Source organism: Crocosphaera watsonii WH 8501 (assembly GCF_000167195.1).
Taxonomy (GTDB): Bacteria; Cyanobacteriota; Cyanobacteriia; order Cyanobacteriales; family Microcystaceae; genus Crocosphaera; species Crocosphaera watsonii.
Genome location: NZ_AADV02000001.1, coordinates 673,525 through 686,749, shown reverse-complemented (window position 1 = coordinate 686,749; position 13,225 = coordinate 673,525). Strand labels below are relative to the sequence as shown.

The window sequence follows — 13,225 nt, the reverse complement described above, 5'->3', positions numbered from 1 at the left end:
ATGGATAAATTAAACAAATATCGCCAAATTATTGCGGAATTAATTCTTAAATATGCACAATTTAGACCTTCTCATGGGAAAATTCGCCTTGATCCCGTTTTGGATCAACAAAGAGATCATTATGCCTTAATGCAGGTAGGTTGGGATAGAGAAAAAAGGATTAGAGGTAATCTAATTTATATTACTATTGAACAAGGAAAAGTATACATAGAATATGATGGCATGGAAAGAGGCATTACTGATGAATTGATTAATATGGACATTTCTGAAGATGATATTATTTTAGCTTTTCAATGTCCAGACATGGAATTAATGCTATCATAAAACGTCAAGAAAACACTCAAAAAAATAAAAGCAAGAAATCTTATGAAAAGTGAACATTTAGGCAGTAGTTTTGATGATTTCTTAGAAGAAGAAGGATTATTAGCTGAGGTAGAAGAAAAATCTTTAACTCTTTTGCGTCCCCGTTCAGGAAAATCAATATTAAGACACACAGGAACATGGAAAGGAGAGGATTTTGAAGAGTGTTTAAAAACCGTTTATGATAACCGTAGTGAAATCGAGTTTGTGTGATGTATTTGCTGGTTACAAACCATTGTAATACCAGTTTCCTAAAGTTAAGCTACACATTCAAAGTAGGGGTCAACGGCCGTTGACCCCTACAACGTTAACATCTGTAGTCTCACTTAATGAAAAGGGTATAATTAAGGTTTAGTTACCTTACCTTTACGGGACAAAGATTTATCTGTTACACTTATTACAGTTAGGCAGGAAATCAGAACAATGAAAGAAAAAGTAAAAGAGTCAAATTTGCCCGTATTTGAGACGAATTTAGAAAATACTGACCTTTTGCGCCTAGAAGAACTCTTAGAAAATGCCCATCCTAAGTTAGTCGGTGTAGATGGGGAAGAAGTTTTTTTACCAGAGTCAATTTACCAAATTTTGCGACAAGTAACCTCCTTACTCGCTCAAGGAAAAGGCGTTACTCTCGTTCCCCAAGATCATTGTCTTACTACTCAAGAAGCGGCTAATTTGCTCAACATTTCTCGTCCTTATCTTTATACCCTTTTAGATAATCAAGAAATTCCTTATATTTTGATTGGAACTCATCGACGGATAAAAGTTGAAGATATTCTCGCTTATAAAACCAAACGAGACAGCGATCGCAGACAAACCTTAGCGCAATTAATAGAAGAAAGTCAAGAATTAGGGTTTTATGAAGTAGAAAGAGCAGAAAGTCAGGAGAAAGGATAAATGACAGTTTTTGCTGTTGTTCTCGACTCTTGTGTACTTTACCCCATGTATTTACGAGATACCTTGCTCTGTGCTGCTGAAGCAGGACTTTATCAACCCTATTGGACAGAAGAAATATTAGAAGGTGCATTTGGCAACCTAATCAAAGATGAAAGAATAACTCCTCAAAAAGCAGATTCTCTGTATAAATTGGTGAATAAAGCCTTTCCTGAAGCGATGATCCCCGTCACACCTAAATTAATTCCCTGTATGGATAATCACGAAGGCGATCGTCATGTTTTAGCGGCGGCCTTAATTGCCAAAGCACAAGTAATTGTTAGCGATAACTTAAAACATTTTCCCGAATCTTCCTTAAACCAATTTAGAGTAGAAGCGCAAAGTGCTGATACATTTCTAACATTTTTATGGGATTTATCGCCAGAAACAATGGTCGATGTTTTAAGAACTCAAGTTAAAGGTAAAAAAAAGCCCAAATTAACAATATTAGACCTACTAGACAGACTAAAAGAGCAAACGCCTACACTGGTTCAACGTTATCAAACTTTTAACCAATGAATTGAATTGAAAAAAAACATAATTTTTCGTCAAATATAGCAATCACCGAATGATATATGAGAACTGACTAGGACATAATAATATTATGTCCCTACAAATACACTCTCGTAGGGATTTAACACTGTTAAATCCTTAACACCGTGTTTTATTCTGGGCGTTCCTGAAGGGGTTGAAAAATTTTATAGCGTTTCTCAGTCTAGTGAGGTACAGTAACAACAATGAATAAGCCAGTTACGAATATCATATCGAGAGATTTGGTTGAAAGCAGATTCAATAGCCTTTGCTAAATCAGGATATGTTCTTGCACCAATGTGACGTAAAATACTTTTAAGCTTTGACCAACAATTCTCAATGGGATTAAAATCGGGAGAATAAGTAGGAAGATAGAGTAACTTAGCTCCAGCTTTTTCGATTAAAGACCTAATTTTTTTTCCCTTGTGAATAGAACAATTATCCATGATTACACAAGCTCCTTTCCACAGTTTGGGGACTAATTTTTGAGAAATAAATGCTTCAAAAGTGAGTGCATCAGTTCCTCCCATTAGACTAGATTGAGCAACAATACCATTCAAAGTCATTGCACCTATAATAGATACATTCATCCCTCGTTTTGATGGTCTTTGTCCATAAGCTCTTTGTCCTTTCTCAGACCTAGCACATAAGCGGATTAAAGCTAAATTTACTCCCGATTCATCTAGAAAAACCAGGTCTTTAGCTAGTATTTTCTGAATAGTCTCCCAGAATTCTAATCTTTGCTGTTGGACTTTTTCACTCCCTTTTTCCGTTGGATGCAGTGTTTTTTTTTTAAAGTCAAATTCAAACGATGCAACATTCTATCTACTGTTGAACGACTAATGATAATTCCTGTGGTCGCTATGAATTGCTTACGAAGTTCTTCTAGAGTCGCATCATTGTTAGTTTTGACTAACTCTTCGAGAACTTTTAATTGTTTTAAATTAAGTTTTGTAGGTGTTTGTTTCCTTCGTTTAAGTGGAGCAAGATTTCCTGTTTGTCGATATTGTTTAAGCAATTTTTGGATAAAGCTTTTAGCTACATGGAATTGTTTGGCTAATTGACGTTGAGATAGATTCTCTTCATTATAAACATCAATAATTTTTTGTCTGAGGTCAACAGAATAGGCTTTCATCTCAAAAAAACTCTTGCAAAAATATTTTATGCTATAGTTAAAGGCTATTTTTTTGCCAATTTAACTTGCTCAGATGTACAAAATATCTGATAATTTTTGAATAATTGAGATAAGAGCGATCGCTTCTACACAAAATCATTAAAAATAGGCTGCTTAAAACAGTTAAGCTAATGATAAAAAGCTCAACCCACTAGAGATTAAATAGATTTTTTTTACAAATTAATTAGCCAAATCGTAGTTATGAAGTCCAGCTATTAAGTTGGCTCTTAATCCGAATCTCTTACCACGATTTCGATAAGGATAAGAAAGGATTTTAAAGATTTTTAAGCGACGATTTATATGTTCGACTGTGATTCTTAATCGATTTAGTTGCCGATTATATTTTTTCTCCTCTTGGCTTAACTTCTTCCCTTTCTTTTTCTTGATGGGGGTTTCACTTAATTGATGAATTTTTCCTATTCCTTGATAGCCTTTATCAGCAAGAACTTTTATTGACGTCCCAAATTTGACCCCACTGTTTTTAAATAGTTTAAAATCATGAGTTTTTCCTTTTCCGTTGACTAGGCATACAATTTGACCAGTTTTCTGTTGAATGACTATTTGTGTTTTTAAAGTATGTTCTCTTTGTTTTCCACTATAAAACTGTTTTTGTCGTTTTTTCGTCCTTTCAATTTGACTTTCCATGACATCCATTACTACCATTTCCTCTTGATAATTCGTTTTCCATAATTCTTTCTTTCCAGGTAGTCGAAATTGACGAGATTTTATTAATATATTTTCGATTTTATGGACAATGCGACAAACGTTAGATTCGGACATTTTCCACGTTAGACTAATATGGTAATAAGTCCTATATTCTCTTAAATACTCAAGCATTATGAGAATGTGGTCTTCAACTATTAATTTTGGTTTACGTCCGGGTTTCTTTTTTCTTTTTAGATAAGCTTTGACAGTGCGAACCATCACTCTGAAAGTTTTTTTTTACTCCTGTCAAACGCTTGAATTCGGTCTCTTTTAACTTTTTAACTTGCCAATATTTCATTATCAAATCAATTTTCTTAGCTGAATAGTTATCTTTAATAATTATACAACGATTCTTGTTTTAAAACTTAATTGATTTTTGGGGTTCAGGCGATCGCCACTATGAGAGTGCGATCGCTTTACCAATGGTGGCTATGCAAAAAATGAATAATCTTTTATTATACCACGAAAAACTTTTGCAAGAGGTCTATAGTATGTTGCGTTCTGCCCATTCCATCAAAGGAGGGGCGGCCATGATGGGATTTCAAACCCTCTCAACTATTGCCCACCGCTTAGAAGACTTCTTTAAAGTTCTCAAAGCAGGAGACGATCGCATCGTTGATCCATCCCTAGAAAGCCTGTTTTTAAGGAGTGTCGATCGCTTACGACAAGTCGCCCAATGGAACCGTCAAGGGGTGACAATAAACTACTCTTGGTTAGAAGAAGAGGTTAACCCTATTCTTGAGGGTTTATACGAACGTTTGGGGGATCTTCAACCAGAAGATGCAGCCAAACTGCTATCAGAAGAAGAAGAAGAAGATATGGTAAGCTTGATGTTTCAAACAGAAGTAGATGCCTGTTTAAACCATCTCGAATCCCTCTTAAATGATCCCCAAGATGCTTGTTTAAGGGAAGAATTTCTGATCGCGGCACAAGAGTTAGAAGGGTTAGGGCAAATGTTAGAATTAAGTCCTTTTTCTTCTCTCTGTCAGTCTATTATCCAAGGCATTGAAAGCCATGACGATGATCTCCCCCAGGTGGCTAAATTAGCCCTTCAAGAATTGCGGCGATCGGACGCTATGGTGATGATTGATCAACGGGAAATGATCCCCACAGAACTCAATTTATCCACCCTTGGGGCAACCTTACCTGATCTAGAACCCCATAACTGGGATGATAGCTTGGAAACCTTGGATGAATTTGATAATGACTTTTTCGGATCGCCAGAACCCTTATCTTTAGATATATCTCTGGATCTCAATTCAGAGATGGAGTTAGAAGAGTCAGAGGAAGCTAATCAAATCGTTATTGCTAATAGCTTAAAATCTTCTGCTACTAGGGATGAGTTTGCTGAAGAGACAGAAAACTTTTTAGCAACATTAAATAGTACCGATCAATCAAAATCAGAAGACTTCATTGTTCCCACAACTTCCCAAAAGATAGACACCCCAAAACCCCAGGAAAATGAGACTATACGGGTTCCTGTCAAACAACTAGAAACCCTAAGTGATATGTTTGGGGAACTGACTATTGAACGTAATGGCTTAAATTTACAACTGCAACGTCTTCGTCAACTGATCGGATTATTAGGCGATCGCATCCAAACCCTAGAATCTTCCAATCAACAGTTGCGCAATAGTTACGATCGCATCACCCCTCAAGGGGAGAAACAACGGGAACGGATCAGTACCTTACTAGAAGGTTTTGATTCTTTGGAAATGGATAGTTATAACGATCTTCACCTTGTCTCACAGGATATGATGGACACAGTGGTACAGTTACGAGAAGTTACCAGCGATCTACAACTTAACTTAGAAGATACAGAGAGTTCCTCTCGGGCATTTTCTCGTACTTCTAAACAGATGCAAACCACTATCACACAAGTGACGACTCCCGACACTGAACGGAGTACCGTTACAGTGCGGGCTTCTCCAAGCCTCGAAAGACAGAGAGAACTTCCTTAGAGGTAAGATGAGTAGTAGAATCAACTATTACGATTTTACCTTTACGGCGTTTTATAGTAGGGAACTCGTCCAGCCCTACTCGTTTTATATTGATAGCTGCTGATATATCTCTATCAACAGAAACTTGTTCAATTTCATCCCAATATTCTCTGATGCTGCAATCAGTAAAAACAAATTCATCACGATAAGGCAACAGTTGGGATGTATAGGCAGGATTGATTTCAATCACAGCAACTCCAGCTTTTTCAGCTATGTAGTTAAAGATTGAAAAGAACTGTCCAAAAGCAGCATCAGACCAGGATTTATTAAGCCCTGATTTGGCACTTTGCCCGTTTGGAAGATATTTCCCATTGTCATCTTGCACGGGCTTATTTTTGCGACTTAATCCTTTAAGATTAAGCTTTTCATGAAAGAAAACTTTTTTTCCTGTTTTTAGCAGCTTATGTGCTGTAGAGTAAGCATGATCTTTTCTTGCCCTAGCAATTCTCTGATGTTCTCGACTTTCTCTTTTAGCTAGTTTTCTTCTGGACTTACTTCCCTTTTTCTTGTTAGCCTTTCGCTGTGAAATTTGTGCTAATCTTGCTTCAGATTTACGAAGAGATTTAAGAGAAGAGAGTTTTTTTCCGTCAGAAGTAGCCAGATAATCATCTTCATAAAGAACAGCATCTAAGCCCGTTGAATTATCCCAGTTAGCTACAATTTTATCTTTGTTAAACTTAGGAATAGTAGGGTCATCAAGCCTTAGATTTACATACCAACCATCAGCTTTTTTGATAATCTGGGCTTGTTTGAGGATTGCTCCATCAGGTAAATATCGGTGCATTCTTACTTTAATTAACCCTATTTTTGGAGTTTTTAAGTAAAGATATTTTTTACCAACAGAACAAGAATGAATACTTAATCCTCCTCCTTCAAATACCATTGACCGAAATCGGTTACTAGATTTAAAGCGAGGTTTACCTGATCTTTTGCCATTACTATCCCCTGAGATATAACGAGAAAAAGCTTTATCTACCCGTTTACAAACTTCTTGTAAAGTCAAAGAGGGAACTTCTGATAAATCTAATTTTTCTTTTGACCATTGAACAGTTACCACATCTTTTTTAAGAATAGGTAACTGTTTTTTTTGTGAGTAGTAATTGGGTTTTTCTTTTAGTTCAGGGAGATGACAAATAAGAGGACAAGAATTAACTGCACATCGATTTTGTTCCCACCACTGGAAACGTTCACCCAATTGCCGATTAAACCAAAAACGACAGACTCTCAACCACCTATTCAAGGTGATTTTTTGGTTTGTCGTTGGTAAGATTCGGTACTGATAAGTGTACTTCATCAGAGTAGAATATATATCATACTCTGATTATAGCTATTTATCCTGGGAGTGTCAATGAATAAAGATTTTGTTTCCAGTGGTAGGTCGGTCTCTGACTTAAAAGCACATTTAGTATTAACTACCAAATACCGTAAAGATGTTTTTACAGGAGAAATGATTGAGCGTGTACATGAAATTATGTTTGACTTGTGTAAAAAATGGGATTGTAAGCTGATTGAATTTAATGGAGAATCCAACCATGTTCATCTTCTTTTCCAATACTATCCTCAAATGGAATTACCCAAGTTTATTAATAGTATTAAGTCTGTTTCGAGTCGTAAAATTAGACAAGAATATTCAGAACACCTTAACAAGATATATTGGAAAAAGGTTTTATGGAATGAGTCTTATTTTATTGCTTCATGTGGTGGTGTTACTATATCAGTTCTTAAAAAATACATTGAAGGACAAGATAAGCCCCAATAAATTATTTGTAAAAAGGGAGGGCATCGAACCCTCCCTTTTTACCGCCTATCATCCCGACACTAAAACATCGGGGGTACTCACCTACGGTTCGATAAATCCCCCTCGTTTATAGTGCGGGGCTTCTCGGCGGTTAGCTAAATCTGGAAACTGTACCCAAACTAACTAAACCTAATAAGGCGATTATAGAAGTGGGTTCTGGAACCTGGGTGTTAGAGTTATTACTGGTGCTAACCTGTGGAATAGCTTTAGTTATTCCAGTACCGTTAGGATCGCAAAGTTCAGCAATAGCATCTCCATCCCGAAAAATGTCTAACTCAGAAGAATCATTGCAATAATCATCACGACTACCTTTTCTCTGAAAGTCCACATCGAATTGTAAATTAATGTCATTGGGAAGATTTGGCAATGTTCTCCCAGTGGTTATAACTCGGAAGGCCAAATCATTTGTTTCATCTATTTTGTACTCAAATAGGTCGATAGACTTTGCCTCTTCAGCAGTGATCTCCCCTAGTAAACCATAGTCATTAGTAAAACTAGCAGAAAAGGATGTCACCTCATTGGGAGAAATAATTTGGTCATTATTATCATCATTTGCGCTGAATATCCCTTGCAAGGAAACGTCAACATATTCTCGATGGAAGGGTACGGTTATAGCACGAGCTTTGTTTAGAGGGAGCAAATTTACCAAAATGCCAACGCTAAGACTAAAAAGAATTCTATAATTCATTTTTCTCTCCTTTGTAGATTGATTAAGATAGGACTTAAGTGAATTCAACTATCCCAAGCAAGTCCATTGAAACATAAGAATTTGAAATTCGGTAGATGTCTCGTTGTTTCAATTTATGAAGTTTGCTATACAGCAGGCTGGTGTTACCTGTATCTGATCGTGAGAAAAGTCATATTATCTACCATGTTTGGTAAGGATGCTTGACTAAATTGACATTGTAGTATCTTGGATCATGACTGACTTCTTCTCCCACCCAGTCAGGAATATTTATCGTTTGATTTTCGTTTTCTAACTCAACTTCTGCTAGGATTAGTCCTTGATTTTCTCCTTTAAATTCATCAACTTCCCAGATTAAATTATCGTAGTCAATTTTATAACGAATCTTCTCAATTAAAGGGCGATCGCACAAAGTATCTAGGATTATTTGAGCATCTTCTAAAGGAATAGGATATTCAAATTCGTTACGACTGATTCCTTCTGTTTTACTTTTAATAGTCAAATAAGCTTCTTCTCCAATTATTCTGACTCGAATAGTTGTCATTTTATCTGCTGTTCCAATATAACCTTGTTTGTAAACTTTTCCCTGTCCTAAAGAACGCCAATTATCATTAATTACTAAAAACTTACGCTCAATTTCAACGCTCATAATTGTCAACCAAAAGTAAAGAATCTTAATATTATCAACCTTTTAGACCTGATTTGACCTACCATAAAGTTACTCTTTCAACAAATATTATGTCAATGTTTGCCAATTTTAAAAACCTAGTTATACAAACTTCAGAGGTCAAAATTAATCTACTAAAAGGAGGAAAAGGGTATCCAATGTTATTATTACATGGTTATCCTCAAACCGGGGTGATGTGGCATAAAATTGCTGAGAAGTTAGCTGAGAATTTTACTGTCATCATACCTGATTTACGAGGTTATGGAGACAGTGATAAGCCATCAGGAACGGCCAACCATTCTAACTATTCTAAACGAGTTATGGCAGCAGATCAAATAGAAGTCATGAGTCAATTAGGATATGAAGAATTCTACCTAGTAGGACACGATCGCGGGGGAAGGGTTGCTCACCGTTTAAGTTTAGATTATCCCCATAAAGTCAAAAAATTACCTTTATTAGATATTGCTCCCACCTATCAAATGTATACCACAACAAATCAACAATTTGCTAGTGCTTATTATCATTGGTTTTTTTAAATTCAACCTTTTCCCTTTCCTGAGACTTTAATTAATAATAATCCTGACTTTTTTCTAACTCATTGTTTACAAAGTTGGAGTAAAACTGAATCTGCGTTTACTCCAGAAGCAATGGCAGAATATTTAAGATGTTTTCGTGATCCTCAAACAGTTCACGGAACTTGTGAAGATTATCGAGCATCAGCTACTATTGATCTAGAACACGATCGCCAAGATATTGAGAAAAAAATAGAATGTCCTTTATTAGTTTTATGGGGAAATAAAGGAGTTATTGAAAAGAAATATGATGTGATTGAAAGTTGGCAAAAAAGAGCCATAAATGTTCAGGGAAAATCCTTAAATTGTGGACATTTTTTACCAGAAGAAGCACCAGAAAAAACCTATCAATTTATTAACATATTTTGCCAATAATTAGGTAAAGTAAAAAGAAAATTTAAGATGTGTTTTCATTTATTGTAAATGTATCTAAATATTAATATTCTTGATTTCTCAATGCAAAATGTTTAGAATATATAGCAATCAGAAATGATTCATGAGATCCTCGATATCCCCCCTTAATAAGGGGGGTTAGGGGGGATCAGCATTCCCTTAATTCTCACAACTGATTAGTGATTGCTATAGGAGGACAAAAATTAGTTAGGACATTGTGTGAATCTGTCACTGTCATTGGTGAGGTACGAAGAATCTCTTTAACTTCCTAACTATAATGTATGTGTTAGGATTTTAAAAAGACTCCTGACAAAATCAAAGTAATTACCATAATAAACGTTATAATCATGACTAATTTTCCTGATTTTAGTGCGAAGGGTTATCAAGTTATTGAACAACTTAGCCATAATATACAAGGGGGAAGAATAACATATAAAGGGATTTACATAGCAACCCAAACCCCTGTAATTATTAAACAGTTTCGTTTTGCTATAAGTGATGATTGGAATAGTTATAAAGCGATTGAAAGAGAAATTGAGGTATTACAAGGATTAAATCATCCAGGAATTCCTAAATATTTACAAAGATTTGATCCTGGGAATGGTCTCTGTTTAGTCCAAGAATATAAAAATGCTCAAAATTTATCTATTTCTCGTAGTTTTAGTCCTGAAGAAATTAAAAGTATTGTTTTTCAATTATTGGAAATTTTAGTCTATTTACAAGAAGAAAGAATACCAGGTATTTTTCACCAGGATATTAAACCCGAAAATGTTTTAGTTGATGATGATATTAATGTTTATTTAGTTGATTTTGGATTGGCGAGAATAGGTGATAATACAATGGCGTTGAGTAGTATTATGGGGGGAACAATGGGATTTATGCCCCCCGAACAAATTCGTAATTTAAAGCCAACAGAAGCATCAGATTTATATAGTTTGGGAGCAATATTAATTTGTTTACTAACTAAAACAAAATCTGTTTATATTGGTAGTTTGGTTGATTTTGATAGCAATAAATTTACCTTTAAAGATAAGGTATCTAAGTTTAGTTTTAGATTTCTTCAATGGTTAGAAAAAATGGTAGAACCCAATCCAGCTAACCGTTATGAGAGTGCAAAAATAGCTTTATAAGCATTGCAACCGCTCTATGTAATGCGAGTACCAGAAGTTAATGTTAATACATCGGAGTTAGAATTTATTGCTAATAAAGTTGGAGAAAAAATAAGCAAAACTATTATAGTTAGTAATCCTATTCCTGAAACAACTTTACAAGGAAAATGGTCTGTTTTACCTCATCCTAGTGATCCTCCTCATACACCAAATAGTCACGCGTGGATTCATTTTTTACCACAAAAATTTGAAGAAAATAATATTAATTGTAAAGTAATTGTTGATACTGGTAAATTAAAAGCTGATCAATATTATGAGAGAGAAGTTGTTTTAATCAGTAATGCTCAAGAGGAAAATTATAAGTTAAAGGTCAAGGTAAAAACTGCAAAATTAAAAGTAAATATTATTTTTCCACCCTATCGCTTTATAAGCATTTTTTCTACTAGTCTGATTGTTATATCGTGGTTAATTACTTTATTAGTAATATGGTTAACTCAACAATATCCTGAAGTATGGAATGATGGTTACATAACATCAACAGAAGAATATATTTCAGGAGAACTTTTGGGAGTAATAGTAGGCGGAATAATCGGTATTTTCAATGAAATTAAAAAGATTTTTTTCAATAAAGGCTTTAATAATATTACTACATTTATATATTTTGTTTCTATTATATCAACCAGTATTTTAACAGGAATAAGTGCTGAGATTGGGTTTAATCCTTATTTAATTAGGGTTTGCTGAAAAAGTTTCTCCAAAATTTATGCCACTTTTGACCAAGAATTTTCTGACAAATCAATAAGTTTTAGTACATAAAAATTGTTTAAAGTATAATCAAAATTAATGAAAGGCGGTTTGATGAGTTCCCCTGTTCTATTATTAGTAAATAAGGACAAAAAAAGCGACAAAAACTGCCTCAGAAGTTTACAAAGATTGACAACTAAAAATGTAATAGCAATAGATGTAATGGAGGTTTCAGGGAGTTTTGTCATCACGAGATTTAGGCTAAATCTTCGTTTAGCTTGTCCAAACTTTCCCTCAATAGCATTACGGAAGCATTCATCGGAGTGGGCTTGTTTCTTTTCTTCTTCACTGACATTTTTCGGAGGTCTTCCTAACTTCGGACCACTGATTCTTATCCCTCTTTCCTTACACCAATTTCTGTTTTCCCTAGTTCGATAAATTTTATCTACATGGACGGATTCGGGATAATAGCCAAACGTTTCTTTATACTTTTCTACTTGTTCTTTTAAATGACAAGATTCATTGAAGTTTTCCCAACTTATTTTGTCTAGAAACACATAGTTATCTACACAGCTTACTGAGAGTTTAGCTCCAAATTCTATTGGTTTTCCTACTTTTCCCCTCACTATTGGACGAATATGCGGTTGAGTTAAACTTACAATTCTTTGAGGAACACTCTGGGTCTTATTCTCCCACATTGACTGTTGTTGTTCATAAACTTTTTTGATAGTCTCTAGACAATTTTTCTGTCTTTTACTCAGATTTTCCAGGGAAGCCCCAGCTTGAATTAAGTCTTCTATATTTCCTAAATTTTTCTTAAGGTATTTTAACTGTTTCCCGATAGCTTTTCTTCTTTCTTGATAAGATACTTTTCGTTTTTTAGCTACTTTTAAGTATTCCTTTCTAGCAATTATTCTAGAAGTTCTCGGCTTTTTTCTCAATTTTACTCTTAATGGTTTATAAAGATTATCTATTATTCTTTCTGTCTCAATTCTGGCTTGATTTAATATGCCTAAATCCGTTGGGTATTTGATGTCTGCTGGCGCACAAGTCGCATCTAAAATTAGTTTACCTTTATTTTTTATTTTTTCTCCTTTTTCTTGGAGACAATCCTTTTTTTTTACTTCTTTATCACTCTTGTCTATTTCTCTTTTTACTATTTTTTTATTGATTTTGTTTATCAATTCTCCATCAATTCTTTTCCTAAAATGAACTAGCATTGAAGATTCCAGTGGTGGCTCTTGTTGATAACAATTTAAACCTATAAAGTATTGTAGATAGGGATTTTCTCTAATCTGTTCTATAGTTTCTCTATCACTTGTTCCTAATTTTTTCTTAATAATTAATGTCCCTAATGCCATTCTAAATAGTTTGGCTGGCGCACCTTTTTCTTCTGAAAAAAGTTTAGCATATTCTTCCTCAAAATCATCCCAAGGTATCAACTCTGCCATGATTACCCAACGATTATTGGGGGACAATTTGCCCTCGAAAGGTAATTCAAATTTTTCTGGGGGCGGTAAAGGTTGCTCCTCTTTTCGATACATTTGTTCTTGACCA

The 13,225-nt window shown here is 34.8% G+C and carries 14 protein-coding genes and 1 pseudogene; 9 read left to right on the top strand and 6 right to left on the bottom strand.

Going from position 1 to position 13,225, the window contains the following annotated elements; genetic code table 11:
- The 4 genes from CWATDRAFT_RS03410 (at position 1) to CWATDRAFT_RS03395 (ending at position 1,809) form a co-directional block, all read left to right on the top strand.
- On the top strand, positions 1-324 hold the full coding sequence (locus CWATDRAFT_RS03410; protein WP_007303677.1) for a XisI protein: 324 nt from the start codon (positions 1-3) through the stop codon (positions 322-324).
- 42 nt (positions 325-366) lie between these two features.
- On the top strand, positions 367-573 hold the full coding sequence (locus CWATDRAFT_RS36940) for a hypothetical protein (RefSeq protein ID WP_021832040.1): 207 nt from the start codon (positions 367-369) through the stop codon (positions 571-573).
- A 210-nt stretch (positions 574-783) separates the two neighbouring features.
- Complete coding sequence (locus CWATDRAFT_RS03400; protein WP_007303676.1) at positions 784-1,254, top strand: helix-turn-helix domain-containing protein; 471 nt, start codon at positions 784-786, stop codon at positions 1,252-1,254.
- Positions 1,255-1,809 carry a PIN domain-containing protein gene (locus CWATDRAFT_RS03395; RefSeq protein WP_007303675.1) on the top strand — a complete coding sequence of 185 codons (555 nt, stop codon included), beginning with the start codon at positions 1,255-1,257 and terminating at the stop codon, positions 1,807-1,809.
- Between the two features lie 191 nt (positions 1,810-2,000).
- On the opposite strand, the gene CWATDRAFT_RS35450 is transcribed toward CWATDRAFT_RS03395, so the two are convergent.
- Positions 2,001-2,956, bottom strand: a protein-coding gene (locus CWATDRAFT_RS35450) for an IS630 family transposase (RefSeq protein ID WP_198138918.1) whose coding sequence is annotated in 2 segments (ribosomal slippage) — positions 2,001-2,623 and positions 2,623-2,956 — 957 coding nt in all. Because the reading frame shifts where the segments join, the coding sequence is not laid out codon by codon here.
- Between the two features lie 219 nt (positions 2,957-3,175).
- A protein-coding gene (locus tag CWATDRAFT_RS03380; RefSeq protein WP_085961737.1) for an IS5 family transposase occupies positions 3,176-3,998 on the bottom strand; the annotation gives its coding sequence in 2 pieces (ribosomal slippage) (positions 3,176-3,937 and positions 3,939-3,998; 822 coding nt in all).
- A 142-nt stretch (positions 3,999-4,140) separates the two neighbouring features.
- Between CWATDRAFT_RS03380 and CWATDRAFT_RS03375 the strand changes: the two genes are divergently transcribed.
- Entirely contained in the window at positions 4,141-5,661 is a 1,521-nt protein-coding gene (locus CWATDRAFT_RS03375) for an Hpt domain-containing protein (protein WP_007303671.1), read from the top strand.
- Here the strand turns inward: CWATDRAFT_RS03375 and CWATDRAFT_RS03370 are convergent.
- On the bottom strand, positions 5,612-6,994 hold the full coding sequence (locus CWATDRAFT_RS03370; protein WP_007303670.1) for an RNA-guided endonuclease InsQ/TnpB family protein: 1,383 nt from the start codon (positions 6,992-6,994) through the stop codon (positions 5,612-5,614). The genes CWATDRAFT_RS03375 and CWATDRAFT_RS03370 overlap by 50 nt on opposite strands.
- A gap of 54 nt (positions 6,995-7,048) precedes the next feature.
- On the opposite strand from CWATDRAFT_RS03370, the gene tnpA reads away from it, so the two are divergent.
- Positions 7,049-7,459 carry an IS200/IS605 family transposase gene (gene tnpA, locus CWATDRAFT_RS03365; RefSeq protein ID WP_007303669.1) on the top strand — a complete coding sequence of 137 codons (411 nt, stop codon included), beginning with the start codon at positions 7,049-7,051 and terminating at the stop codon, positions 7,457-7,459.
- A 130-nt stretch (positions 7,460-7,589) separates the two neighbouring features.
- On the opposite strand, the gene CWATDRAFT_RS03360 is transcribed toward tnpA, so the two are convergent.
- Together CWATDRAFT_RS03360 and CWATDRAFT_RS03355 are read right to left on the bottom strand one after the other, a co-directional pair.
- Positions 7,590-8,186, bottom strand: a complete 597-nt coding sequence (locus CWATDRAFT_RS03360) for a PEP-CTERM sorting domain-containing protein (protein WP_007303668.1) — start codon at positions 8,184-8,186, stop codon at positions 7,590-7,592.
- A 178-nt stretch (positions 8,187-8,364) separates the two neighbouring features.
- Positions 8,365-8,832, bottom strand: coding sequence for a CYTH domain-containing protein (locus CWATDRAFT_RS03355; RefSeq protein WP_007303667.1), 468 nt, complete (start codon positions 8,830-8,832; stop codon positions 8,365-8,367).
- A gap of 95 nt (positions 8,833-8,927) precedes the next feature.
- Between CWATDRAFT_RS03355 and CWATDRAFT_RS03350 the strand changes: the two are divergent.
- The 3 genes and pseudogenes from CWATDRAFT_RS03350 (at position 8,928) to CWATDRAFT_RS03340 (ending at position 11,668) form a co-directional block, all read left to right on the top strand.
- Positions 8,928-9,797 (top strand): annotated as a pseudogene (locus CWATDRAFT_RS03350) (alpha/beta fold hydrolase).
- Between the two features lie 365 nt (positions 9,798-10,162).
- Complete coding sequence (locus CWATDRAFT_RS03345; RefSeq protein WP_007303664.1) at positions 10,163-10,945, top strand: serine/threonine protein kinase; 783 nt, start codon at positions 10,163-10,165, stop codon at positions 10,943-10,945.
- Between the two features lie 21 nt (positions 10,946-10,966).
- The gene (locus CWATDRAFT_RS03340) at positions 10,967-11,668 is read left to right on the top strand and encodes a hypothetical protein (protein WP_007303663.1); all 702 of its coding nucleotides are present in this window, start codon (positions 10,967-10,969) and stop codon (positions 11,666-11,668) included.
- Between the two features lie 17 nt (positions 11,669-11,685).
- Here CWATDRAFT_RS03340 and CWATDRAFT_RS03335 read toward each other — a convergent pair whose 3' ends face one another.
- Complete coding sequence (locus tag CWATDRAFT_RS03335; RefSeq protein ID WP_007303662.1) at positions 11,686-13,212, bottom strand: IS5-like element ISCwa2 family transposase; 1,527 nt, start codon at positions 13,210-13,212, stop codon at positions 11,686-11,688.
- Positions 13,213-13,225 lie beyond the last annotated feature (13 nt).

What these genes read in the sequence shown, in the direction of transcription:
- CWATDRAFT_RS03410 (WP_007303677.1), top strand. Translation starts at nt 1, where the DNA reads ATGGATAAATTAAACAAATATCGCCAAATTATTGCGGAATTAATTCTT.
- CWATDRAFT_RS36940 (WP_021832040.1), top strand. Translation starts at nt 367, where the DNA reads ATGAAAAGTGAACATTTAGGCAGTAGTTTTGATGATTTCTTAGAAGAA.
- CWATDRAFT_RS03400 (WP_007303676.1), top strand. Translation starts at nt 784, where the DNA reads ATGAAAGAAAAAGTAAAAGAGTCAAATTTGCCCGTATTTGAGACGAAT.
- CWATDRAFT_RS03395 (WP_007303675.1), top strand. Translation starts at nt 1,255, where the DNA reads ATGACAGTTTTTGCTGTTGTTCTCGACTCTTGTGTACTTTACCCCATG.
- CWATDRAFT_RS03375 (WP_007303671.1), top strand. Translation starts at nt 4,141, where the DNA reads ATGAATAATCTTTTATTATACCACGAAAAACTTTTGCAAGAGGTCTAT.
- CWATDRAFT_RS03370 (WP_007303670.1), bottom strand. Translation starts at nt 6,994, where the DNA reads ATGAAGTACACTTATCAGTACCGAATCTTACCAACGACAAACCAAAAA.
- tnpA (WP_007303669.1), top strand. Translation starts at nt 7,049, where the DNA reads ATGAATAAAGATTTTGTTTCCAGTGGTAGGTCGGTCTCTGACTTAAAA.
- CWATDRAFT_RS03360 (WP_007303668.1), bottom strand. Translation starts at nt 8,186, where the DNA reads ATGAATTATAGAATTCTTTTTAGTCTTAGCGTTGGCATTTTGGTAAAT.
- CWATDRAFT_RS03355 (WP_007303667.1), bottom strand. Translation starts at nt 8,832, where the DNA reads ATGAGCGTTGAAATTGAGCGTAAGTTTTTAGTAATTAATGATAATTGG.
- CWATDRAFT_RS03345 (WP_007303664.1), top strand. Translation starts at nt 10,163, where the DNA reads ATGACTAATTTTCCTGATTTTAGTGCGAAGGGTTATCAAGTTATTGAA.
- CWATDRAFT_RS03340 (WP_007303663.1), top strand. Translation starts at nt 10,967, where the DNA reads ATGCGAGTACCAGAAGTTAATGTTAATACATCGGAGTTAGAATTTATT.
- CWATDRAFT_RS03335 (WP_007303662.1), bottom strand. Translation starts at nt 13,212, where the DNA reads ATGTATCGAAAAGAGGAGCAACCTTTACCGCCCCCAGAAAAATTTGAA.